A 23,739-nucleotide genomic window follows, 5' to 3' on the forward strand; every position below is an offset into this window, starting at 1 on the left:
CGCGGACGCTCCCTCACTAGTGCGGGAGCGTCCGTGTTGTTCTGCCGCGAATGGGGGAGCGTCGCTTGTTCGGAGGCGCAATTTGTAGGGGCTTTCGACCCCGCTCCGGCGTAAAATCTTGCTCGTAGGAGGTGGCGAAATGACCCTAGTACTCAATAAAGCCACAACAGTCCTGCCAGTTGATGATGCAGCGCGTGCCCGGCATTTCTACGCGGACACTTTGGGGCTCCCGCACCGTGGCGTGGCAGATGACGGAAGCGAAATGTTCGGCTCAGAAGGCGGCCCAATGCTGCAGCTGATGCCAGTCAAGGATGGAAAGCATTCAGAGCACACCACCCTGAGCTTCGAAGTCAGCGAGATCGAGCGCACGGTCCAGGAAATGGAAGCCAAGGGCGTCATGTTCCAGGACTACGATCGCCCGGACCTCAAGACCGAGAACCATATTTGTACAACGGATTCAGAGAAGTGCGCCTGGTTCATGGACTCCGAGCACAATGTTCTGTGCGTGCACGAGAACATCACCACGGCAGCTGATTACCAGCTCTAAACGGCGGGCAACGGCGGATTTTCGGGCGCTCCGGCTCAGCGGGGCGCCCTTTTCTGTTGCCCGCGGTCATCCAGGGCGCCTCGCCGCCTGCCAGTGTTTCGCGGGCTGGTCAGCTTCCGTTGTACTCGTCGTCGGTGATGTGCTCGCCCCACGTGGTGGTCGTCGCTGGGTCCTCGCCGTTCTGGAGCATGGCGATATGTTCCATGAAGCAGCCAGGGGCGGCCGCGTGCCAGTGCTCCTCGCCGGGCGGCGTGTAGATCGTCTGGCCGGGGTGGACTTCGACGATCTTGCCGTCCCGGGTTCCGAACCGGCCGACTCCCTGGGTGACGCGGAGGTACTGGCCGTGTTCGTGGGAGTGCCAGGCGGTGCGGGCTCCGGGCGCGAAACGGACGGTCGCGACCACCATCGTCTGATCCGGCTCGTGCGGGAGCGCGATCGGATCGAGCCAGACGTCGCCGGCGAACCGGGCCGGCGGGTTCTTCGCAGTGGGGACAGTGGGTTCGATGTTCATGGTGATCCTTACTCGCTTTCGGTGAAGAGTCGCTTGGCGACGCCCATGGCGGCCATGCCCTTGGGCCAGCCTGCGTAGAGCGTGACATGGGTGATGGCTTCGATGAGTTCTTCCCGGGTGACGCCGTTCTCCATGGCGCGGCCAAGGTGGAAGCCGAGCTGCTCGGTGTTGCCGCCGGCGGTGAGTACGGCGACGGTGATTAGGCTGCGGTCACGGGCCGGAAGCTCCGGGCGGTTCCAGACGTCCGCGAACAGTACGTCGTCGGTGAGCTCGGCGAGCTTTGGGGCGAAGTCTCCGAACATGTTCCGGCCTCCGCCGACCTGTTGGGGTTGGTCAGTCATGATTTTCCTTCTTTCAGTGGAAGTTCGAATTGCTGCAGGGCTTCAACCGCCTCGTTGGTCACAGTTGTTTCCGTCGCCGTGCCAGGGGCGTGAGTTCGGTGGCGCCGTAGCTGTTGTCGTCCGGGTTGACGGTAACGCCGGGTGCGACGAGCTGGTCGATGCGGTTCAGCACGTCGCTGGCCAAGGTGATGTCCGCGGCGGGCAGGTAAGACTCGAGCTGTTCCATGGTGCGCGGTCCCACGATGGCGGCCGTGACGCCGGGGTGGTTGATCACGAAGGCGATGGCCAGTTCGATGAGCGTCAGCCCGGCTTGTTCAGCGAGGCGGGCGAGGTCTTCGACGATGTCGAGCTTGCGCTGGTTGGCCGGGCTCGTCATGTCGAACCGGGCGTTCGGACGCGCGGTTGAAGTGGGCGCGGAGGCTGCGTTTTTGCGCCAGCGCCCGGAGAGCCAGCCGCCGCTGAGCGGGCTGTAGGTCAGGGTGCCCATGCCGTGGCGCTGCACCGTGGGAAGGATGTCCTCCTCGATACCGCGGACCAGGATCGAGTACGGCGGCTGCTCGGTGACAAACCGCTCGAGGTTGCGTTCCCGGGATGCCCACTGGGCTTCCACGATCTGCGACCCGGAATACGACGAGGAGCCGACGTACCGCACCCTCCCTTGGCGGACCAGGTCGCTGAGGGCGCCGAGAGTCTCCTCGACGTCGGTATCCGGGCTGGGCCGGTGCACCTGGTAGAGGTCGATGTAATCCGTCTTCAAGCGGCGAAGGGAGTCTTCCACCGCCCGCATGATCCAGCGGCGGGATCCACCCCGCTGGTTGGGATCGTCCTCGCTCATGGGCATGAAGAACTTCGTGGCGAGGAATACGTCCTCACGCCGGCCTTCCAGCGCCTGTCCGACGATTTCCTCGGATGCCCCGCCGGAGTAGACATCGGCGGTGTCGATGAAGTTGATGCCCGCGTCGAGGGCGCGGTGGATGATTCGAATGGAGGCCGCGGTGTCATTGTTGCCCCAGGGGCCGAACATCATCGCGCCGAGGCACAAGGGACTGACCTGGACGCCTGTGCGGCCAAGGGGACGGTATTTCATGGTGGTGGCTTCTCTCTGTCTCAGGCTTCGGGGATGACCATGGCGAAGCGTTCTTCGCGGGCCTCGTCGGGATCCGGTCCGTTGCGCACGCCGGTGTCGAGTGCATCGATGGCGGCGAGTTCGTCGGCGCCGAGTTCGAAGTCGAAGACGTCGAAGTTCTCCGCGATGCGTGCGGGGTTGGTCGACTTCGGGATGGCTGAGCGGCCCTGCTGCAGGTGCCAGCGGATCATGACCTGGGCGGGGCTCTTTCCGTGTGTTTGTCCGATGCCGGTGATAGTCGGGTCTTCCATCACGTTCCTGCGCTTCTCGCCCCATCCGGGGTAAAAAGTGATGCCGCCAATCGGTGACCACGCCTGGGTAAGGATGCCGTGTTCGGTGTCCGTTGCCTGGACGGCCGGCTGGGCGAAGTACGGGTGCAGCTCAATCTGGTTCACCGCCGGGACGACGTCTGTGGCCGCCAGCAACTGCGCCAGGTGGTGCGGCATGAAGTTGCTGACACCGATCGCCCGGACGCGACCGTCAGCAATCAGGGTCTCCAGGGCCTTGTACGCGCCGACAGTTCTCTCGAAGCGGTCGGGGGCGGGCTGATGCAGGATGAACAGGTCCAGGTAGTCGACGCCCAACTTGCCAACAGCCTTCTCCCAGGCGTGCAGCGTCTGGTCGTACCCGTAGTCGCTGACCCAGACTTTGGTCTCGATGAACACGTCGGTACGGTCCAGGCCCGAGTTGCGGATGCCCTCACCGACCTCCCGCTCGTTGCCGTACGCCGCGGCAGTGTCGATGTGCCGGTAGCCGGCCGCCAGCGCCGCTTCGACGGCCGCCATCGTTTGCTCCGGCGCGCTTTGGAAGACGCCCAGTCCGAGGGCGGGCATCCTGACGCCGTTATTGAGAGTAAGTTCCATGTGCATGCCTTTCACCGTATTCAGGTGTGCGGGATTGTGGGAGGGCACGTGAGTACCCCCTTTTCGGATGTAGACAGGTCAGCGGGCGGCCTCGGCCAGGGGTGCGGGTGCGGCCCCGAGCGGTGTCAGGACCCGGCGGGCGGCCAGATCAGCGGGCAGGATGAGGGCCGCGGTGACAGCCAGGGCCAGGAGCAGGAGGACACTGCCCGTGGTGAGGGCAGCGCTGACCTGCGCGGCCAGGTGCGCTGCGGCAGAGCCGGCGGCCGGGACGGTGGCTGCGGCCGCGACCGCGATGCCCAGCCCGAGGCAGGTGCCGACCTGGTGGAAGGTGTTCACCAGGCCCGACGCCGCGCCGGCGTCGGCCGCGGGCGCATCAACGATGCCAAACGACGTAAGGGGCGCAAAAGCCAAGCCCTGTCCGGCTCCGATAAGGACCATCGGGAAAGCGACGGCCGTCAGGTAAGAGGAGTCGACGCCGACCCGGCTGAGCCAAAACATCCCGGCAAGGGTGATCAGGATGCCGGCCACGAGGGGAATCGAACCCGGCATCCGGTTTACGAGCCGCGGGATACCCATTGCGACGGCGAAGTTGACGGCAGTCATGGGCAGGAATCCCATGCCGGCCTGCAGGGGGTCGAAGCCGAGGACCTCCTGCAGCAACTGGGTGGTGAAGAAGAAAAATGCAATCATTGCGCCCAGATACAGGAACCGTGCAACATAGGCGCCGGCGCGGCGGCGGCTGGCGAACAGCCGCAGCGGCATGATCGGCTGGGCGGCCCTGCGTTCGATCAGCACAAACACGACGAGGAGCACGATGCCGGCGGTGACGGCCGTGCCCGTGGCGGGGGAGGCCCAGCCCGCGTCGGCGGTGTTGATGATGCCGAACACGAGGGCGCCGACACCCAGGGTCGCGCTGAGCGCGCCGAACAGGTCGAAGCGGCGGGCGCGACGATCGCCGGCCCGGGCGCCGAGAAGCAGCAGGCCGCCGAAGACCAGCGTGTACGCGTCCTGGACCAGGAAAGCTCCCCGGTGCCCAGCTGGAGATCGGCCTGCAGGCTCGGCAGGGCCGTGAAGATGACCGAGTTGTCCAGCAGGATCATGAAGTAGCTGGCGAGGATGATCGCCAGGATCGCCGCCGGGTGGGCAGTAGTTGCGGGTGCAGGATTCATGTTTTCCATGGAACCGTGATTTCTCAACGGCGGGGAGTCACGGTCGTTCCGGGTAATGCCAGTGCCTCCCTCGTCGCATTGGCCGCGGGTAGCGTGGAGGCCATGACACACAGCGACGACGTGCGGAAGTTCCTGACCTCCCGCCGTGCCAGGATCACGCCAGAGGAGGCCGGCCTCCCGGTCTACGGCGGAAACCGCCGCGTTACCGGGCTGCGCCGCGAGGAAGTCGCGATGCTCGCCGGGATGAGCATCGATTACTACATACGCCTTGAGCGCGGAAACCTCTCCGGCGCCTCGGACAGCGTCCTTGAAGCCCTCTGCCGTGCACTGAAGCTTGACGACGCCGAGACGGCCCACCTTTTTGACCTGGCCCGCGCGGCCACGGCCGCTCCCCGGGTGCGGCGAAAGCGCAGCCCGCAGACGGTGCGGCCGAGCGTGCAACGCGTCATTGATGCGATCACGACGGCGCCGGCCTGGGTCCGCAACGACCGCGGAGATGTCCTTGCCGCCAACGAACTCGGCCGTGCCCTCTACCTGGACATGATGGCTGAGCACGTGACTCCGCCGAACAGTGCACGGTTCACCTTCCTGAACCCGAAAGCGCGGGAGTTCTTCGCCGATTGGGAACGCAGCGCGGACGACATCGTCGCGGTCCTGAGGTCCACCGCCGGGAAAAACCCCTACGACAAGGACCTCACGGACCTGGTCGGAGAGCTTTCGACCCGCAGCGAGGAGTTCCGCACCCGGTGGGCGAGGCACGACGTGAAGTACCACCGCACCGGCCGCAAACGGCTCCACCACCCGATCGTGGGGGACCTGGACCTGAGCTTCGAGGCACTGGAACTGCCCGCGGACCCGGGGCTGCGCATCAACGTCTACACGGCAGATCCCGGGACACCCTCCGAGGACGCCCTGAAAGTCCTCGCCAGCTGGGCCGCCACCCAGCGCGAAACGGCAGCGGCCGCAGTCAGGGAGAAGAAATGACCGACCGTTCCTCCACCGCGCTCATTGTTGGCGCCACCCAGTCAATGCCCGGGTCCGGTGACAATCTTCTTTCGTTCGGATTCGTGCGCGCCGCCCTTCTTCGCCAGCGTTGAGCACGCCTCATCGATATCCCGGGCGAGCGTGTCGACGTGCTCGCGGCTCATCGTTTCCTTGACCAGCGCACGCATGATCGTCACGTTCTGGGCGTTCGGCGGCAGGGTGTAGGCCGGCACCATCCAGCCGCGTTCGGCCGAGAGCTGCCAGGCAATGTCGAACTCGTCGTACCCGGGGTCGGCGGCGAGCCGGAACGCAACCAGGGGAAGCTGCTCCTCGTCAGGGCCGATGATCTCGAACCGGCCCATGGCCTCCAACTTCTCGGCGAGGGCGCGGGCGTTGGTCTGCATGTTCTGCATGATGTAGGTGTAACCGGCGCGGCCGTAGCGCACGAAGTTGTAGTACTGGGCGAGAACCATCGACGAGCCGGTGGAGAAGTTCAGGGTGAACGTCGAGTCGGTCTTGCCGAGGTAGTTCTCCTCAAAAACAAGGTCCTTGGCCAGATCGGCCTTCTCCCGGAAGATCAGCCAGCCGATGCCGGGATAGACCAGTCCAAACTTGTGCCCGGAGACATTGATCGAGCGGACCTGCTCGAGCCGGAAGTCCCACTCGGAGTCCGGGTACAGGAAGGGCCAGACAAACCCCCCACTGGCCCCGTCCACGTGCAGCGGCACATCAAGGCCCCGCTCACCCTTGATCCGGACCAGCAGGTCGTTGATGCCGACGATGTCGTCTTTGTGCCCAGTGAACGTCGTGCCCAGCACGGCTGCGACGCCGATGGTGTTCTCATCGATATGGGCCTCCACGTCCTCCGGGCCGATCGTGTACTTCCCCGGCTGCAGGGGCACGATCCGCGGCTCGACGTCGAAGTAGCGGCAGAACTTCTCCCACACAACATGCACGTCGCCGCCGAACACCAGGTTAGGGCTCGACGTCGATGCGCCGGCGGCCTCGCGGCGTTTGCGCCAGTTCCACTTCAGGGACAGGCCGCCGAGCATGATCGCCTCGGACGATCCCTGGGTCCGGGCGCCCGTCGTCTCGCCGGGCGCGTGGAAAAGGTCAGCGAGCATCCGAATGCAGCGCTGCTCGATTTCGGCCGTGCGGGGATATTCGGCGTGGTCGATGAAATTGCGGTGCAGGTTCGCTGCGATGATCTGCTGGGCCTGCGGCTCCATCCATGTCGTTACGAAGGTGGCCAGGTTCCGGGCCGGATCACCCTCCAGCGCCAGGTCCTCCGACACCAGCCGCAAAGCGTCCTCAGCAGGAATGCCGGTCTCCGGGAACTCGCGGCTCGGAACCTCCTGGGTGACAAATCGGTTGCCGAACATTGCCACGTCGGCGTCCGCCGGCTGGGAATTTATTGACATCACTTCTCCTCAAGAGACTGTTGAAAGGGGGTTACGGATGAGCTCCCCGGTCCGCGGGAACCGAGACGGCGGCGGATTCTGGACTCAGCATCAGAATCGCGCCGGTGAGGAAGCACAGGGCTCCCACGAGGGTGCCGAGAGTGGCCAGGTCGGCGTTCCAGACATCGCCGCTCGACGGTATGACAAAGGCCGCCAGAGCCGAGACACCGAACGCAACAGAGCCGGCCAGGTTGATCACGCCGATCTTCCACACCCGGGGCCTGGGCCTGCCGGCAATGGCGCGACCGGCATCCCGCAACGCCACACCGCTGGCAACGAGGAAGGCGACTGAACCCAGCGCATCGGGTCGCCACACCCGCTGCTCGGTCAGGGCCACACTGAGATTGACCCGCAATGCGTTTCCCGTACTCCAGTTGAACCACAGCGTGCCGGCAAGTTGAACCGCGCAGGCGAGCCAGCCGAGATTCCGTGGCGCCCACACCCAAAACGAGTGGCGGCGCTTGGCCCCCAGGAACGGGAGGGCGTCAACGGCTTCGCGGTACTGCAGGAACGACGCACTGGTGAAGAACAGCGAACCGACGAAGAAGGTGATCGCGCACAAGCGCAATCCCACGGCCTCGGCGTATGACGGAACCGCCCCCAAGGCGAACAGACTCGAGCCAATGATGAACAACCACGCGATCCACCGGTCCCGTCCGGTCGAACCTCCCGCGCTCGACATCTCACTTGCATGTCCGGACTTCGAGGCAGCCCGATGGTGGACCTTCCCGCCAGCGTCAGGCGCCACGGGCCCTTTCGGGCCCGGAACCGGGAGCACGTTGGAGATCACGAAGGCCACCGCCACAGCCACCACCACCTGCGGTGTTACCGCCACACCGTCCACTCCCAGCAGCAGCGTGGCCAGCAGGGTCGACGTCAACGGCAGCCGCAGCATGGCTGCGCACATGGCGCCCATGCCCATGCCAAGTCCTGCCGCGAGATTCATTCCGGGCAACCCGCTCGCGACAATACCGAGCGCCGCACCGATGAACATCGAAGGGAACACGGGCCCACCACGAAATGCGCTCAGCGAGAGCCCGTAGGCAAAGGCCTTACAAGAGATCAGCAGGAGGAGCGCCGAAAGCGAGTAGTCCGTGGCGTGTTCGACCAGATCCGGAAGGGCGTCCTGCCCCGAGAACAAGACCTGCGTGAAGCTGTTCCCAGAGATCAGCTGGTAGGCCATCGCGGCAAGACCGATCAGCAGGCCGAGCCCAGAGGTCACCAATATCCGGTTCAGGTGCACGACCGGACGAAGCGAGAGCCCGACCCAGCGGATCAACCATCCCAACAGCGCGCCGACGGCGCCCATAATCACCGCCCAGCCCAGCGTCGCCAGGGTCGGCGGCACCGCAGGCGGCACGACGGGCAGCGCCAGCGAGAAGCTGCCCAGCCCGGTCCAGCCGTCCAGGCCGACGAACACCAGCGCCCCGACGCCGGAAGCGAGCAGTCCGGGCAGGGCCATCAGGCTCAGCGTCATTCCCCCGATCCCGGCGGCCTCCATGATCAGGAATGCACCGAGCACGGGGGATCCGAGCAGGGTACTGATCGCTGCGAAGCTGCCGGCCGACGCCATGATCGTCAGGGCCATCGGCGGAGCGTCCTTCTTCGCCAGGTGCACGGCCAACGCCCCGAGGCCGCCACCGATCGCGATCAGCGGACCCTCCGGCCCGAGCACCGCACCGAGGCTGAGCGTGGTCAGTGCCGCGAGAACAACGCCCACGAGCTCCCGGCCGCTGGGCGGACCGCCGCCCGTCTTGAAGCCGAAAGCGGGTGAGTGGCCCGCGGTTCCCGGCAGATACCGGATGGTCGACGCCGTCAACAGCCCACACAGCACCAACCACGGAACCGGCCACCAGGCAGGAACGGGACCCCCGAGGACTTGTTCCGGCAGGCCGACGAAGACGTACTGCTGGACCATCGCGACCAAAGCGAGAAAGCCGTACGCAATGACCGAGATGGGAACGCCCAAGACCGCAGCCAGCACGAGCGCAGAGATGTACGCCCTGGAACGAATGACGACGGCCGGATCGAAACTGGGCGGCGATGCGGCAGGCTCGCTCATTCCCGGCAACCCGGCGCGACTGTGACGATTCGGGTGACACCGAATGTCCTTTTTGCAGCTCGGGGCGGCGTGCCCGTCCGGCAACACCGCGGGTCACCGATGATCAACGAGCAGAACATCATCCCTCCTCCTTCCGCCAGACGGCGGGAGCCTTTAGCGAGGTCTCACAAGCGATAGAGGTGGTCCTTCAGATGTTCTCCAAGCTAACCCTTCCAGTGGGGGGCGGTCGTCACCCAATGCGGGTGAAAGAGAACCAAAGCGCTGCGGTTCACACCCCAGGTGCCCCGGGTGCCCCCGCTCCGTCCGGGCGTGACCACGGCGTGACCGGGCGCTCCTGCCGGACGCCGTCCACCGTGATGTCCACTCTCTCATTGAAGAAACTGACAAGTCCGTGGATCTGGGCGGCGTCGAGGAGCCGCCGGTCATAGCTCCACGCGACGTTCCTGCCCTGCCCGGAAGCAGGGTAGCTCCAGTAGCTCGCCTGGCCCTTGTACGGGCAGATGGTCCGTTTGGGGCTCTCTTCCATCAGATCCAGCCGCACATCCGACGGCGGAATGTAGTAGCGCACCGGCAGCATGGTTTCGTAGAGCAGCTGCGCGCCGTTCGTCGTGGCGAGAGTGACGCCGTCGAGCCCTACCTCAACGGTGAGCGAGGACGCCCGGATGTCCACACGGTGGAACGGATCACGTGGGTGGCCGATGATCTCCTCGTCGTCCTCGAGCCAGTCGAAGGCGTTGAAATCCAGCACCACGTAGCCGGCGAGGTCGGGGTCCGCCGGCCGGAAGGCAGCGCGGGGCAGCCTCGCATGGGGAGTGACGACGTCGAGCTCCTCACCGGCCGCCGTGTGCCTGCCGAACCCCGTGCGCGGATCCAGTGCCCGCGGCCCCTCCCGGCTCACTCTGAAGCCGTGTTCCGGGACATCGCCCGCCTGCTGCCCCGGCGGCGCCAGTTCGGCCCGGAGGGCGCCTTCGGAAACTGCGTAGATGGGGGTGATGCGTTTGGGCTCCCACACCAAGAGCGCACTCAAAGTGTCGACGACGGCACGCCCGCCCACCATGGCACGGACCCTCTTCGCGGTGGGCTGGTAACGCAAATCGGGGAACGTGCTGAAGAGGACGTCAGATATCTTCGTGGCCATGACTACAGGGTGGGCGTCCGTTATCCTGCCGTCAACGACTTACCCGGCCACCCGTCGGCCGGCAGGCGGTCAGCGGGGGACGTGTAGGCCGTGGAACGCCATGGTGATGACGTCGTCGGCCAGCTTCTCCGGGGACAGCGAGCCGCCCGGCTTGTACCACTCGACGATCGAGTTGATGGTGCCGAACAGCAGCCGGGTGACGGTGCGGGGGTCAATGTCCTGGCGGAGCGAGCCCTCATCCCGTGCCTCGGAAATCAGTGCGGCGACCTTGTGGTCGAAGGTGCGGCGCCGTTCCAACGCATCCCGCTCGATCTCCGTGTTCCCGCGCAGGCGCAGCAGCAGCGTCACGAAGGGCAGCCGCTCCACCAGCACCGAGATGGTCTGGCGGACCACGAACTCCAGCCGCGCATCGGCCGAACCGGAGGTTGCCCCGGGCTGGTCCAGGATCGCCTCGAGCCCGCCCAGGGCGTGGTCCAGGGCGAGCTTCAGCAGGTCGCCCTTGGACGGGACGTGGTGGTAGATCGCGGACTTGGAGATGCCCAGGTTCTCAGCAAGGATACCCATCGAGGTGGCATCGTAGCCGTGGCGGTTGAAGACGTCGACGGCGATGACCAGCACCGACTGCTGGTCATAGCCGGGGCGGCCGCGCTTGGTGGTGGTTGCTGTGCTGGGCATAGTGGCTAGTTTCTCACGATCTGGTGCTCACTCAGCCCTTGGGGCGCATGTCGTAGATCCGGCGCAGCTTGCCGTTGGACCGCTCCAATGAGCCGGGCTCGACGACGTCGACCGTGCAGGAGGAGCCGACGTGGATCTTGATCTGCTGCTGCAGGACTTTGGCCGCGGCCATGCCGCCCTCGACCGTGACGGCGTCGCGGCGCTCAATCTTGACGGTCATCTGGTCCATCCGGTGGCCCTCGGGCCGGGTGAGCTCCAGTTGGAAGTGCGGGCTGAGCTCCGGGATGCGCAGGGCGATCTCCTCGATCTGCGACGGGAACAGATTCACGCCCCGAAGGATGATCATGTCGTCGCTGCGGCCGGTGATGCGGCCCATGCGGCGGTGTGCCGGGCGTGCGGTGCCCGGCAGCAGCCGGGTGAGGTCCTTGGTGCGGTACCGGATGATCGGCAGGGCTTCCTTCGTGAGCGAGGTGAACACCAGCTCGCCCGGTTCGCCGTCGCCCAGCACCACGGTGGGGTCGAAGGCGTCGATGATCTCGGGCCGGAAGTGGTCCTCCCAGATGTGGCTGCCGTCCTGCGTTTCCACGCATTCGCCGGCGACGCCCGGGCCCATGACCTCGGAGAGGCCGTAGATGTCGCAGGCCTTGAGGTTCATGGTGGTCTCAAGCTCGTGCCGCATTTCTTCGGTCCACGGCTCGGCGCCCAGGACCGCGTACTTCAGCGACGTGGAGGCCGGGTCGATGCCCTGCTTGATCATGGCGTCGGCAATGGTCAGCAGGTAGGTGGGGGTGGCCAGGATGGCGTCGGGCTTGAAGTCCTGGATGAGCGTGATCTGGCGCTCGGTCTGGCCGCCGGAGATCGGGATGACGGTGCAGCCGAGGGCCTCGGCGCCGGCGTGGGCGCCCATGCCGCCGGTGAACAGGCCATAGCCGTAAGCGTTGTGCACCTTCATGCCGGGCCGGACGCCGGAGGCGCGCAGCGAGCGGGCCACAAGCTTGGCCCAGTCGGCGAGGTCCTTCTTCGTGTAGCCCACCACGGTGGCGCGGCCCGTGGTCCCGGAGCTGGCGTGGATTCGGGCGACCTCGTGCTGCGGCACGGCGAACATGCCGAAGGGGTACTCGAGGCGGAGGTCCTCCTTGGTGGTAAAGGGGAACTTGCCGAGGTCGGAGAGTTCACGCAGGTCCGTCGGGTGGACGCCGGCCTCATCGAACTTGCGCTTGTACAGGGGGACGCGGTCATAGGCGTAGGCCACCGTGTGCTGCAGGCGGCTGAGCTGGAGGGCCTCGAGCTCGTCGCGGGAGATGGTCTCCTCGCGGTCGAGGACAGCGTCGGTTGTGGCGGCGGCAGTTTCTTGGGTCATCAGTGGTTCCCTGTTTCTATTTCTTGGAGATGGTGCGGCTGCGGCCGCGGAACTCGGCGATGAGTTCCCACGTAGGGGCGTCGGTAGCGGTATCGGAGGGGAGCTGGCCCGGAAGGGTTGCTGCGGGGGCCGCGCCGGCCGGTGCCGCCGCCGGGGAGCCCGCGCCAGGGTCGGCGGCGTAGATCTGGATGTCGTACAGCCCGCTGCGTCCGGTGCTGGCGCGGCGGTTCGCGACGGCGGTCAGCACCTGTCCGCGGAAGGCGGGCTTCAGGAAGTTGATGTCGACGCCGGCAGCAACCGTGATGTTGGAGTCCTCGCCCGGGAGCGGGTTGGCCGGGTTGCAGGCGAGGGCGAAGGCGGTGTCGCCGAAGGCGAAGATCATTCCGCCGTGGGCCATGCCGAAGCCGTTGAGCATTTCCTGCCGGAGCGTCATGCGGATCGTGGCATGCCCGTCGTCCAGCGCCAGGACTTCGATGCCCATCCATTCCGAGGCGTAGTCGTCTTTCAGGATGGGGTGGGTGGCCCCGGAAACCGTCAGTTCAGCCATGCGTCGTTGCCTCCAGCTTTATTTACCGAATGTTCATTAGGTAATCCCATGTGGGTGCCCGCTGTCAAGGGGTGTAAGTATGCTGGGACACATGGCCAAAGGAATTTACGTCAGCGCGACCACCCCGGGCTCCGGCAAGTCCCTCATAGCGCTGGGGCTGGCGGACACCCTCCACCGGCACGCGGACCGGATCGGCTTCTTCAAGCCTGTGGTTCACGGCAACGACGCCGCGGCGGACCCGATGGTGGCGCTAATGAAGGCCCGGTTCGATCTTGATGACCAGCGCTGCCGCGGCGGCCTGACGTTTGCCGAGGTCCGCGGGCTGCTGGCCGAGGGAAACAGGGCCGAGATCGACGCCCGCTGCGTGGAGATCTTCGCCGAAATGTCCCGCCACTGCGACGTGGTGATTGTGGAGGGGACGGACCTCACCGGCCAGGATGCCGCCGTCGAATTCGACCTCAACGCTCGCCTCGCGAACAACCTGGCCGCCTCGATCGTCGCCGTGGTGGGCGCGAAGGGGCGGACCGTCGCGGAGGCTGCCGACGCCGTCGAGGTTGCCCGCAAGGAACTGGCGGCGGAACGCTGCAGCCTCCTGGCCATCATGGTGAACCGCGCCGACCCGGAGGACGTGGACGGGATCGTCGCCGCCGTGAAGCCCGGCGCGTCCGGCCGCCCCGTCTACGTCTTCCCCGAGCTGGACGACATCGCACGGCCCACCACCGGGGAGGTGGCCTCGGCCCTTGGGATCCGCCAGGTGGCCGGCCGGCAGGACATGGAACGCGACGTCCATTCCATCAAGGTGGCGGCGATGAACGTGGCCAACTTCCTGCACGTGCTCGACGACGGCGCCCTCGTGATCGTCCCGGGTGACCGTGCGGACGTGATGGTCGCGTGCCTCGCGTCGTCGTTCTCGCCGGAGTTTCCGGTGCCGTCGGCGCTCATCCTCACCGGCGGCCTGGCCCCGGACCCCAACATCTACTCGCTGCTGGCGCAGGCGCCATTCCCCGTGTTCGCGGCCCCGGACGATACCTACACCACCGCCAAACGGGTGTCCGAGGTCCGCAGCGAGATCTGGTCGGGGCACCGCCGCAAGGTGGCCTCGGCCGTGGGGCTGTGGGCTAAGCGCGTGGACGAGGCCGAGCTGGTGGAGCGGCTGCACCTGCCGCGGCTGGAGCGGATGACGCCGCTGCGGTTCCTGCACGACCTCATTGAGCGGGCCCGGCTGCAGCGCCGGCACATCGTCCTGCCCGAGGGGAACGACGTGCGGATCCTGCGGGCCGCCGAAATTCTGCACCGGCGGGACGTCTGCGACCTCACGATCCTGGGCAATGAGTCGGCGGTCCGGGAGCTGGCGTCCACCCAGGGCATCGACCTCTCCGGCATGAGCATCGTGGACCCCGCGACGTCAGAGCTGCGCCAGCAGTTTGCCCAGAAGTACGCGGAGCTGCGGGCGCACAAGGGCGTGGACCTGGCCCGGGCGCTGGAAGTCATGCTCGACGGCAGCTACTTCGGCACCATGATGGTGCAGCTCGGCGTGGTGGACGGCATGGTGTCCGGCGCCGCGCACACCACGGCCCACACCATCCGTCCCGCGCTGGAGTTCGTCAAGACCCGGGACGGCGTCAAGATCGTCTCCTCGGTGTTCCTGATGCTGATGCCGGACCGGGTGCTGGTCTACGGCGACTGCGCGGTCAACCCTGACCCGAACGCGGAGCAGCTGGCGGATATCGCGCTGGCCTCAGCCGAGACCGCAGCCCAGTTCGGCGTGGAGCCGCGGGTGGCCATGCTGTCCTACTCCACCGGCGGATCGGGGACCGGGGAAGCAGTGGACAAAGTCCGGCAGGCCACCGAAGTCGTGAAGGACCGCCGCCCGGATCTCGCCGTTGAAGGCCCCATCCAGTACGACGCCGCCGTCGACGCCGCCATCGCCGCGTCCAAGATGCCGGGCTCGTCCGTGGCAGGGCAGGCGACAGTGTTCATCTTCCCGGACCTGAACACCGGCAACAACACCTACAAGGCAGTGCAGCAGTCCTCCGGTGCGGTCGCCGTCGGGCCGGTCCTGCAGGGCCTCCGGAAGCCGGTTAACGACCTCTCGCGCGGCTGCACGGTGGAGGACATCGTGAACACGGTGGCCATCACCGCCGTGCAGGCCCAGTCCGTGGAGCCCGTTACCGAGCCGGAACCTGCGGCCGCCCGCGCATAGTCAGGTGTCTTCTGCGCAGCTGTTCCGGCTCAGCTGTTTTCCGGCTTCGCCGGACTTTCGGGGTCTTCCTCCTTGGCGGGCTCATCGGCCAGGCCCGCCGGCGTGAGATCCAGGTTCTCCAGATGCTCGGGGGCCTCGGGCGCTTCGCCGACCTCGGCGGCCTTGGGGTTTCCTGTGTCGTCCAGGGCCGGGTTCGCGCCGACGACGCCGGTGGGATCAGGTTTACCTGAACCGCTGGCGGGTTCGGTGCCCGCTGGTTCGGTGCCTTCCGGCTGGGTCGCGTCGTCAGTCATGGAAATCCCCTTCGTGAGTTGTCCAGTTGGTCCGCCGACTCTAGGCGCCCGGCCCGGCTTTCGCAACGGACTGGCTTTCGCAACGGATGGGCGCCACTGGCGTTCCGGCAATTTGGTCCGGCAATTTATAGTGGATCCCACGGAGCGCTCGGCCAGGCTCCGGCGTGATGCCAGTCCCGGCGCACCCTCGGGTAGCGTCGAAGCCAAGGCTTAGGAGGCCCCATGCTCGTGCTCGTCATCAACTCCGGCTCGTCCTCGCTCAAGTACCAGGTGCGCGACGTCGAGGCCGGCAGCGTGCTCACCGAAGGCCTGGTCGAGAAGATCGGCATGGGTGCCGGCGGTGAGGGCGACGGCCAGATCGAGGGCCCGCGCGACCACGCCGAGGCGCTGGAGCAGGTGGACGCCGCCATCCACGACGCCCTGGGGGACCGCGTATTGGATGCCGTCGGCCACCGCGTGGTGCACGGCGGGGAGCGCTTCGCCGAGCCGGTGCTGGTCAACAACGAGATCACCCGGGCCATTGAGCGGCTGAACCCGCTCGCCCCGCTGCACAACCCCGCGAACGTCCTTGGCATCCGCGCGATCTCGAAGAAGTGGCCCGAACTGCCGCAGGTGGCCGTGTTCGACACCGCCTTCCACCGCACCCTGCCCGAGCACGCCTGGCGCTATGCGGTACCGGACGAGCTCTACACGAACCACGGGATCCGCCGCTACGGCTTCCACGGCACCTCGCACGAATACGTCGCGCACCGGGCCGCGGCGCTGCTGGACGTTCCGGTCGAGGAGTTCGACGCCGTGATCGCCCACCTGGGGAACGGCGCCTCGGTCACCGCGATCCGGGGCGGTCAGTCAATCGACACGTCCATGGGATTCACGCCCCTCGAGGGCCTCGTCATGGGCACCCGCTCCGGCGACCTCGACCCGTCCATCCTGGTCTTCCTCGGCCGGAACGGTTGGTCACCCGAGGACCTTGATTCGATGCTGAACCGGCAGTCCGGGCTCAAAGGCCTGGCCGGCAACAACGACATGCGCTCCGTGGTGGAGGCCGCGGAAGCCGGCGATGCCAAGGCGGCCATGGCCCTGGCGGTCGCCTCCTACCGGCTCGCGAAGTACATCGGCGGCTACCACGTGGCCGTGGGCGGCGCGAAGGCCCTTGTGTTCACGGCCGGAATCGGCGAGAACTCGCACCAGTTCCGGAACCTGGTGGCGCAGCGGCTCGGTGCCCTCGGCGTCGAACTCGACGCCGGGCTGAACCGGGAGCGGTCCAGGGAACCCCGCGTCATTTCCACCCCGACGTCGGCCCTGCCGGTCCTTGTGGTCCCCACCGACGAGGAACGGGCGATCGCGGAGGCAACAGCCGCCGTCGTCGCGCAGGCATCCGTTGCTCCGTAACCGCCCTTTTGGCCGCGCAAAACGGCGCTTCCGGAGCAACGGATGGGTAGCGTTGGGGACATGAATGAACCCAAGCCACTGCCTCCGCTGCCCATCCGCACCGAGCGGCTGGTGCTGCGGCGTTTTGCAGCCGCCGACCTCGATGCCTTCCATGCCTACCACTCGCTCCCGGAAACCGCCCGGTTCCTGCCCCGAGAGGCCAAGAGCTACACCCAGTCGATGGAAACGGTGGGACGGTACGCCAACTTCGAGTTCGAGAAGGAGGGCGACTGGGTGGCCCTGGCCATTGAGGCCCAGGATTCGCCCGGACTCCTCGGCGAGGTGGTGCTGAAGTGGCTGGAGGGGTGCGGGCAGGCCGAGATCGGCTGGAGCCTGGCCCCAGAGGCGCGGGGACGGGGCATCGCCAGCGAGGCCGCCCGGGCACTGCTCAAGCTCGGCTTTGAGGACCTGGGCTTCCACCGCATCGACGCCAAGCTCGATGCCCTGAATACGGCCTCGGCGGCGCTCTGTGAACGGCTCGGCATGCGCCTGGAATCACGGCAGGTGGACAAATGGCACTACAAGGGCGAATGGGCCACGGAGGTGGTATACGCCATCCTCGCGGACGAGTGGAAGGCCCGCTGACCGGGCCCGGCACTTGAACTCGCGCAACTCCGCCTGGTGCAGCGCAGCTGCCGGCTCAACCATCGGCCTCAAGCTCAACCACGGGCCTCAGGTGCCGGACGAACCAGGCTCATAGGTCCCGTACGTCGGAAGCCCTGCCGACTCATAGACAAGAATCGCGAGTCCGCCCGGCGTCGCCTCATTGCGTACCAGACGCAGGCCCGCCGGGGCGCCTCCGGCCGGAAACAGTTGCCTGCCGTTACCCACCACCACAGGGGCGATCACCAGCCTCAGTTCGTCGATCAGCCCCTTCGCCAGACGTAGGTTCGGAGGCCGAACAGCAACGCATCCGCCTCACCCAGCCAGTCCGCCGCCTGCTGGATGAATTCTTCGTCAAGGTAGGGGACGAACCAACCTCCTTGTGAGAAGCCGTCGCTGGTATCCTCATCGGGCGATCCAGGACCCTGCGCCACGCCGTCCAATGTGAGGAACTCTGTCAGCGTTAGTCTCATGGTGTTGCCTCTCCGTCGGCGAATGGGCCACGGAAATGGTGTACACCCTCCTCACGGATGAAGGGAAGGCCCGCTGACCTGGTCCTGGGGACCCAGACGGTCTGACACGTTCGGCCGGAAGGAGAGATCCTTCCGGCCGAACGTGTTCCACGGGTGCGCGCCTACGGAGCCGGCGGGGCGGTTCCTGCGGGCACGGGCGTGACCGCCCCCGCTGCGGGCGCCGTGGAACCGGCAGGCGCCGGTGCCGCGGGCTGCGTCGGTTGCTGCCCTGCCGGCTCCGTGGCACCGGATCCCGGGGCGGGACCGGACGACGTCGTACCGTCACTCGGCGCCGTGGCTCCCGTGGGTCCCGGGGCCGGGGCCCGCGTGCTGCCGGGTGTGGTTTCGGCAGTGGCTCCCGACGTCGTACCAGGCGTGGCGCCGGAGGTGGCGCCGGGAGTGGCGCCCGGCGTCGGCGCTGCGCCGGCAGACCCGGCCGGGGTGGCGCTCGGATCGGCCTTGATGACCGCCATGATCTGTTCCTTGTAGGCGCTGAGCCGGCCCTGGATCTCCGAGAGTGGCTGGTTTCGCAGGTCCTTGCCGTAGGCGGCGATCTCCTGCCACAGCGCGTTGAGCCTGGCCGTGCCGTCGCTGCTCAGGGGCCCATCCAGGGTCAGGACAAGTTGGCTGGCCAGGGCGTACGTCAGGCACCGGACGCAGTTATAGTTCGCCGACGCCGAGAGATTTTCCGGAACGATCACATCGGTCTGTCCCACAATCAGGACCACCTGGAACCCCACCGCCACGGCGGCGCAGTCCGCGCAGCTGGCAAAGGCGTACGCCTCATTCCGTGTGTCCACGGTGTCACCGTCCTCGGCCCAGACCAGGGCGAAGGCGACGTCGTAGACCACGGAACCGTCAGTGGTGTTGACCGCGAGCGACTGGTTGCCGTCGTCCTCCGGAGCAGCCGGCTTGTCGAAGGGGAAGACCCAGGAAGGGGCAGCCGGCGCCGCCGCGGGGCCGGCCGTGCTGGCCGTGCCGGACTGCCGGGGCACCAGGACCATGCTCAGCTGCGGGTCCTCGCGTGTGGGCCGCCGGGCGCCCTCCGGCCACAGGGCAACGGTCGTTCCCGGCTGGCCCTCGGCCATCCGGGACGCGGCGGAGGCCGGGAAGACGGCGGTGGTGGCGTCGGCCAGGGTGCCACGCTCGTAGGGCTGGACCGGGCGGTAGGTGTCAGCTCCCGGCCACCAGGCCCAGGCGAGGCCCGCCGCCACCGCCGCGATCGCAACGACGGCGGCGGCACGCTGGAGGGCCTTTCCGCGGGTCTTGCGCCACAGGCCGGTGGCCAGCTGGCGGACCAGGCGCAACAGGATGTAGAAGATGCCCAGCACCGGCAGCGCCAGGCAGGCTATCGCGATCACCCGGACGGCGGCGTCGGCGAGGTCCCCGGTGGCGACGCTGTGGGAAAGCATCGCCTGCTGCTTCAGGCCGTTGTCCCAGGCAGTGCCCAGGACGCGCGGCAAAGTGAGCACCATGGTGGCCATGCTGAAGAGCAGCAGGGGGACCGTGACCAGCACCCAGATGGTGACCACGGCCCGCGCCCAGGGCTTCAGGAGCCCGGCTTCGGGATCGGTCTTTCGACACGGCACCAGGGCCAGCAGCGTGGGCTTGATGCGCTGGAACAGGTCCGGGACACCGGTAGCGTCGGCCAGGATATGGTAGCCGTCGAAGCGGACCAGCGGCATCAGCTGCCGGACCATCTGCAGGATCTGGGTGACCACCACCAGCAGCAGCGCATCGAATCCGGTGGCCCACCAGATTCCCATGATCGCGACGGCCACGATGGCGTTGAAGTACAGTCCGCCCAGGTCCGTGCGCAGCCGGCCGCCGCGCCCCAGTCGGTAGGAATCCGTGACGTCGGTATAGAAGGCCGGCCACATCAGATACAGGCCGGTCCCCATGGCGCCGGGGGTGGCCCCGCCGCGGCGGGCGGCGGCGGCGTGGCCGAACTCATGAAAACCGGCCGAGAGCACCGTGACCACCAGGATCAGAAGCACCAGGCCGGGGTTGGCAAAGGCCTCATGCGTGGCCGATGCCAGACCCTTGACCATCAGCACCCACCAGCACGTGGCCAGGAAGGCCGCGGTCACGGCCACCACGATCAAGGGGTTGAACAGCGTGGCGAACGGCGCGGTGATCTTCCGGGTGCGGTCCGGATCGGTCACCGAGTACCGGAAGCGCATACCCAGCAGCGGGTTCGATTTCTTTACCGCCGGCTCGGAACCGTCCGCCAATTGCAGGAGGCCGAGGGGGAGCAGCTGGGAAGTGATCAGGGTGCGGACGTTCTCGGCACTGACGAGCCGTCCGAAACTGTCACTGGCGTGCCCGGCGATTTCTTCCAGGCCCCGCTCGCCGTCGATCGCCTCGAGCACCAGGTACAGCAGTCGGGTGAGCTGGATGGTCTGGCCGTCGGAACGGCGCACGAGGGACGGGGCTTCCTTGTAACCGGACCCCTTCGCCTCGCCGATCAGCTGGACGCCGGCGGCCCGCACCGGAACCGGCTGCAGGCCGACCGCCGCGGACGACGCCGGCCCGGCAGCGTCGCCGCGTGCACCGGCTCCGGAGTCGGGCGATGTGGCGGCGGGTGTGGCGCCGCCGGTGGCAGGCAGGGCCGGAGGGCCGTCCTGACCGGACGGCCCTCCGTGCTCAGTGCTCATCTAGGTGCTACTGCTTCAGGTCGGACTGCTGGTCAGCCGACGCCGTAGCGTCACCATGGATGTCCTGGTTGATGATGGCATCCTGCTGGGCGACGGCGAACGCGTTGCTGTCGATGGAGCCGATGTTGGCGCCGACGGCAGCGTCGATCGGCGCGGCCACGTTGGCGTTGGCGGCCACCGCACCATTGATCGGTGCCGCGATGCCGGCGTTGGCGTCCAGGTTTACGTCGACGTTGAGCAGGTTGCCGCTGAGGGCACCCGCAGCGCCGGCGGCGGCCCCGACATCCGTCGGCAGCGCACCGCCCAGGTCCGGGGCCGTGCCATCCGGCAATACGCCGGTGGCATCGGCGTGTACCGTGCCGGCCGGTACAGCGCCGCCGAGATCGGCCGTGGCAGCAGGCGTGACCGGATCCGTGGCAGCGGGCGCTGCGGCAGAATCTGCTGTGGTCCCGGCATCCGCACCGGTGCCCTGGTCGATGACACTGTCCTGGGTGGAGTCTGCCGTGGCATCGCCCGTGACGCCCTGGTTGATAATGGTGCCCTGGTCGGCGAGGGCCTGGGACTCGGATCCGGCGGAGAGGACGTTAGCCGAAGCGCCTGCGTCAATCGGGGCGGCCACGTTGGCGTTGGCCGCGACGCCGAGGTCGATCGGCGCCGCGGCACTGATCCCCAGGTTCAGGTCGGCATTCAGGTCCAGGACGGAGGCGACTTCCTTGTCCGGGAGAGCGGTGCCGCCCTCCGCCATCAGCTCATCATCAGTCAACGGGGTCATTCCCTGCTCAACGCTCATAACAAACTCCATCTCCGGCACCCAGTGCCCGGTCAAAGCCCTACGACGCCCCGCCCCCAGCGGACGGGTTCCACGTCGAAGTGCCCATCATGCCAGTAAATAGTAAGCATGATGACCACATATCGGTAGCGGGCTCCCGGATTAACACCGGAAAGCCTGCTGATCGGCCGGAAAACGCATCGATTGCTCCGTAACTGCCCTCATGGAGGTCCAAAAGGGCGGCTACGGAGCACCCGATGGGGTTCTTACTTCAGTCCGGCTCCGGGCAGCAGTTCGGTGGCGCCGAGGGAATCGGCGACGAACGCGTAGTCCCAGGCCCGTTCGCGCCACTGCACGTACCGGCCCGAGGCGCCGCCGTGGCCGCCTTCCATCTCGATTTTCAGAACGACGGGTTCGCTGCCGGTGTTCACCTCGCGCAGCCGCTGCACCCACTTGGCCGGCTCCACGTAGAGCACGCGGGTGTCGTTGAAGCTGGTGACCGCGGCGATCTTCGGGTACGCCACGGCACGGACGTTCTCATAGGGCGTGTACGACTTCATGTACGCGTACACGTCCGGGTCGGTGATCGGGTTGCCCCATTCCTCCCACTCCAGCGCCGAGAGCGGCAGGTCGGGGTCCAGAATGGTGGTCAATGCGTCCACGAACGGGACGGCGGCAACGATCGCCGCGTACTTTTCCGGCGCCAGGTTGGCGACCGCGCCCATGAGCAGGCCGCCGGCGGAGCCGCCCATCGCCGCGATCCGTGCCGGGTCCACCCAGCCGGAACCGGCGAGCCAGTCCGTGGCCGCAATGAAGTCGGTGAATGTGTTTTTCTTGTGCAGCTTCTTGCCGTCGTCGTACCAGTGCCGGCCCAGCTCGCCGCCGCCTCGGATGTGGGCGATCACGAACACGACGCCCCGGTCCAGCAGGGACAACCGGGGGATCCCGAAGCCCGGATCCATGCTCATTTCGTAGGAGCCGTAGCCGTACACCAGGCCGGCCGCCGTCGAATCCTGCCGGACGGAGGCGTGGCGGAGGACCGAGAGCGGAATCCGGGTCCCGTCGGACGCCACCGCCCATTCCCGGGTGGCGACGTAGTCCGAGGGCGTGTAGCCGCCCAGCACCGGGCTCTCCTTGCGCAGCAGGAGTTCACCGCCCGGTTGCTCCGGGGTGGGCAGTACAAAGTCGTAGACCCGCGACGGGGTGAAGTAGGAGGTGTAGCCCATCCGGATCACGGGCGCCTCGTAGTCGGAGCCCGCGACGCCGGCGGTATACAGCTCTTCGGTGAACGCCGGCTCCACGGCGGCGCCCTGCTCCGGGGTGCCCAGTCCTGCCAGAGGCAGGACCTGGACCCGTTCAATGGTGTCCTTGCGCACGGAGACCACCGCGTGGGTCGACGTGACGCCGGCGCCGTTGACCCGGACCTGGTCGGAATGGGCGACGACGGTATCCCAGTGCTGCTCGGCGAGCGGCTTTGCGAGCTCGGCCGGGTCCACCAGCGAGACCATGGAATTGATGGCGTCCTTGTTGTGCGTGAGCAGGATCCGCTCCCGGCCCAGCCCCGAGGCGTCCGCCAGCAGGAACGGCTCGGCCTCGTAGAGGATGCGCTCGTCGCGGGAGATCACGGTGCGCAGGCCGGCGTCGGGGTCATCGAAGCGCAGCAGGCGGGTCTCGCTGAACTCGGAGCAGCCGATGCTGAGCACCAGGTGCCGCCGGTCGGCAGAGAGTTCGAAGCCGAGCCACATGGCGACGTCGTCCTCCTGGTAGATGACCGTGTCCTCGCCGACGGGTGTGCCGAGCACGTGGGACTTGACCTGGTACGGCCGCCACGAATCGTCCACCACGGTATAGAAGATCCGGCTGCCGTCGGGGGAGAAGGAGATGCCGTAGAAAACGTTCTCGATCACATCCGGCAGCAAGTCGCCGGTGCGGAGGTCCTTGATGCGCAGGGTGAAGCGCTCGTCTCCTGCGTTGTCCACGGCGTAGGCGTAGAGGGTTCCGTCGATGGTCGTGGCGGCCCCGCCTACGGCGAAGAACGGCTTGCCCTCGGCCTCGAGGTTGCCATCGAGGAGGACTTCCTCGCCGGGGATGACGACGCCGGCCTCCACGGCCGGGGGAGTCCAGTCCGCGACGCGGTCCCCGGTGTCCTGGCCGCGCACGCGGCAGTGGATGCCGTACTCCTTGCCCTCGACCGAGCGGGTGAAATACCACCAGCCGTCCTTGCGGTTCGGGACGGAAAGGTCAGTTTCCTGGGTGCGGCCCTTGATTTCCTGGAAGATTGCCTCGCGCAGCGGCTCCTGGTGCGCGGTCACGGACTCCTGGTAGGAGTTTTCCGCCTTGAGCAGGTCCACGACCTCTGCGGACTCCTTGTCCCGGAGCCACTCGTAGTTGTCCTCGAACGCGTCGCCGTGATGGGTGCGCACCGCGGGAACTTTCCGGGCGACGGGAGGCTGCGGGGACGGCTGGGCGGGAGTCTGGGTCATGGACC

The 23,739-nt window shown here is 67.1% G+C and carries 22 protein-coding genes; 5 read left to right on the plus strand and 17 right to left on the minus strand.

All coding sequences use genetic code 11. The annotated features are described in order from the left end of the window. The first annotated feature begins 139 nt into the window (after window positions 1-139). Complete coding sequence (locus AC1DRO_RS15520; protein ID WP_476951497.1) at window positions 140-547, plus strand: VOC family protein; 408 nt, start codon at window positions 140-142, stop codon at window positions 545-547. 109 nt (window positions 548-656) lie between these two features. Here AC1DRO_RS15520 and AC1DRO_RS15525 read toward each other — a convergent pair whose 3' ends face one another. The 5 genes from AC1DRO_RS15525 to AC1DRO_RS15545 form a co-directional block, all read right to left on the minus strand. Continuing rightward, entirely contained in the window at window positions 657-1,058 is a 402-nt protein-coding gene (locus AC1DRO_RS15525; protein ID WP_476951498.1) for a (R)-mandelonitrile lyase, read from the minus strand. An 8-nt stretch (window positions 1,059-1,066) separates the two neighbouring features. Beyond that, on the minus strand, window positions 1,067-1,399 hold the full coding sequence (locus AC1DRO_RS15530) for a carboxymuconolactone decarboxylase family protein (protein WP_476951499.1): 333 nt from the start codon (window positions 1,397-1,399) through the stop codon (window positions 1,067-1,069). Between the two features lie 58 nt (window positions 1,400-1,457). Continuing rightward, on the minus strand, window positions 1,458-2,486 hold the full coding sequence (locus AC1DRO_RS15535) for an aldo/keto reductase (protein ID WP_476951500.1): 1,029 nt from the start codon (window positions 2,484-2,486) through the stop codon (window positions 1,458-1,460). Between the two features lie 20 nt (window positions 2,487-2,506). Continuing rightward, entirely contained in the window at window positions 2,507-3,388 is an 882-nt protein-coding gene (locus AC1DRO_RS15540) for an aldo/keto reductase (RefSeq protein ID WP_476951501.1), read from the minus strand. A 78-nt stretch (window positions 3,389-3,466) separates the two neighbouring features. Next, window positions 3,467-4,276 (minus strand): MFS transporter, encoded by an 810-nt coding sequence (locus tag AC1DRO_RS15545; RefSeq protein WP_476951502.1) that lies wholly within the window; start codon window positions 4,274-4,276, stop codon window positions 3,467-3,469. A 383-nt stretch (window positions 4,277-4,659) separates the two neighbouring features. Between AC1DRO_RS15545 and AC1DRO_RS15550 the strand changes: the two genes are divergently transcribed. Continuing rightward, on the plus strand, window positions 4,660-5,541 hold the full coding sequence (locus AC1DRO_RS15550) for a helix-turn-helix transcriptional regulator (protein ID WP_476951503.1): 882 nt from the start codon (window positions 4,660-4,662) through the stop codon (window positions 5,539-5,541). A gap of 41 nt (window positions 5,542-5,582) precedes the next feature. Here the strand turns inward: AC1DRO_RS15550 and gad are convergent, their stop codons facing one another. The 6 genes from gad to AC1DRO_RS15580 all read right to left on the minus strand — a co-directional run bounded on the left by gad (window position 5,583) and on the right by AC1DRO_RS15580 (window position 12,783). Next, complete coding sequence (gene gad, locus AC1DRO_RS15555) at window positions 5,583-6,962, minus strand: glutamate decarboxylase (RefSeq protein ID WP_476951504.1); 1,380 nt, start codon at window positions 6,960-6,962, stop codon at window positions 5,583-5,585. 31 nt (window positions 6,963-6,993) lie between these two features. After that, window positions 6,994-9,063, minus strand: coding sequence for a chloride channel protein (locus AC1DRO_RS15560; RefSeq protein ID WP_476951505.1), 2,070 nt, complete (start codon window positions 9,061-9,063; stop codon window positions 6,994-6,996). A gap of 268 nt (window positions 9,064-9,331) precedes the next feature. Beyond that, on the minus strand, window positions 9,332-10,201 hold the full coding sequence (locus AC1DRO_RS15565; RefSeq protein WP_476951506.1) for a DUF427 domain-containing protein: 870 nt from the start codon (window positions 10,199-10,201) through the stop codon (window positions 9,332-9,334). A gap of 69 nt (window positions 10,202-10,270) precedes the next feature. Further along, window positions 10,271-10,876: a TetR/AcrR family transcriptional regulator gene (locus AC1DRO_RS15570; protein WP_028276376.1), complete on the minus strand. Its 606-nt coding sequence runs from the start codon at window positions 10,874-10,876 to the stop codon at window positions 10,271-10,273. Between the two features lie 31 nt (window positions 10,877-10,907). After that, on the minus strand, window positions 10,908-12,236 hold the full coding sequence (paaK, locus tag AC1DRO_RS15575) for a phenylacetate--CoA ligase PaaK (RefSeq protein ID WP_476951507.1): 1,329 nt from the start codon (window positions 12,234-12,236) through the stop codon (window positions 10,908-10,910). A gap of 16 nt (window positions 12,237-12,252) precedes the next feature. Beyond that, window positions 12,253-12,783 (minus strand): hotdog fold thioesterase, encoded by a 531-nt coding sequence (locus AC1DRO_RS15580; RefSeq protein WP_476951508.1) that lies wholly within the window; start codon window positions 12,781-12,783, stop codon window positions 12,253-12,255. A 91-nt stretch (window positions 12,784-12,874) separates the two neighbouring features. Here AC1DRO_RS15580 and pta point away from each other — a divergent pair, with 91 nt between their 5' ends. After that, a complete protein-coding gene (gene pta / locus AC1DRO_RS15585) occupies window positions 12,875-14,986 on the plus strand; it encodes a phosphate acetyltransferase (protein ID WP_476951509.1) in 2,112 nt (703 codons plus the stop codon). Between the two features lie 29 nt (window positions 14,987-15,015). Here pta and AC1DRO_RS15590 read toward each other — a convergent pair whose 3' ends face one another. Continuing rightward, window positions 15,016-15,279 (minus strand): hypothetical protein, encoded by a 264-nt coding sequence (locus tag AC1DRO_RS15590; protein ID WP_476951510.1) that lies wholly within the window; start codon window positions 15,277-15,279, stop codon window positions 15,016-15,018. Window positions 15,280-15,501: 222 nt separating this feature from the next. Between AC1DRO_RS15590 and AC1DRO_RS15595 the strand changes: the two genes are divergently transcribed. Further along, complete coding sequence (locus AC1DRO_RS15595) at window positions 15,502-16,671, plus strand: acetate kinase (RefSeq protein WP_459385510.1); 1,170 nt, start codon at window positions 15,502-15,504, stop codon at window positions 16,669-16,671. A 60-nt stretch (window positions 16,672-16,731) separates the two neighbouring features. Further along, window positions 16,732-17,295 (plus strand): GNAT family N-acetyltransferase, encoded by a 564-nt coding sequence (locus AC1DRO_RS15600; protein ID WP_079554917.1) that lies wholly within the window; start codon window positions 16,732-16,734, stop codon window positions 17,293-17,295. Between the two features lie 87 nt (window positions 17,296-17,382). Here AC1DRO_RS15600 and AC1DRO_RS15605 read toward each other — a convergent pair whose 3' ends face one another. The 5 genes from AC1DRO_RS15605 to AC1DRO_RS15625 form a co-directional block, all read right to left on the minus strand. Beyond that, window positions 17,383-17,559 carry a hypothetical protein gene (locus tag AC1DRO_RS15605; RefSeq protein WP_476951511.1) on the minus strand — a complete coding sequence of 59 codons (177 nt, stop codon included), beginning with the start codon at window positions 17,557-17,559 and terminating at the stop codon, window positions 17,383-17,385. 17 nt (window positions 17,560-17,576) lie between these two features. Beyond that, window positions 17,577-17,786, minus strand: coding sequence for a hypothetical protein (locus AC1DRO_RS15610; protein ID WP_476951512.1), 210 nt, complete (start codon window positions 17,784-17,786; stop codon window positions 17,577-17,579). Window positions 17,787-17,947: 161 nt separating this feature from the next. Beyond that, window positions 17,948-20,482, minus strand: a complete 2,535-nt coding sequence (locus AC1DRO_RS15615; RefSeq protein ID WP_476951513.1) for a hypothetical protein — start codon at window positions 20,480-20,482, stop codon at window positions 17,948-17,950. A 7-nt stretch (window positions 20,483-20,489) separates the two neighbouring features. Then, a complete protein-coding gene (locus AC1DRO_RS15620) occupies window positions 20,490-21,272 on the minus strand; it encodes a peptidoglycan-binding protein (RefSeq protein ID WP_476951514.1) in 783 nt (260 codons plus the stop codon). A 245-nt stretch (window positions 21,273-21,517) separates the two neighbouring features. After that, entirely contained in the window at window positions 21,518-23,734 is a 2,217-nt protein-coding gene (locus AC1DRO_RS15625) for a S9 family peptidase (protein WP_476951515.1), read from the minus strand. Between the last annotated feature and the right edge of the window lie 5 nt (window positions 23,735-23,739).

The organism is Arthrobacter sp. P4_F11 (assembly GCF_056401395.1).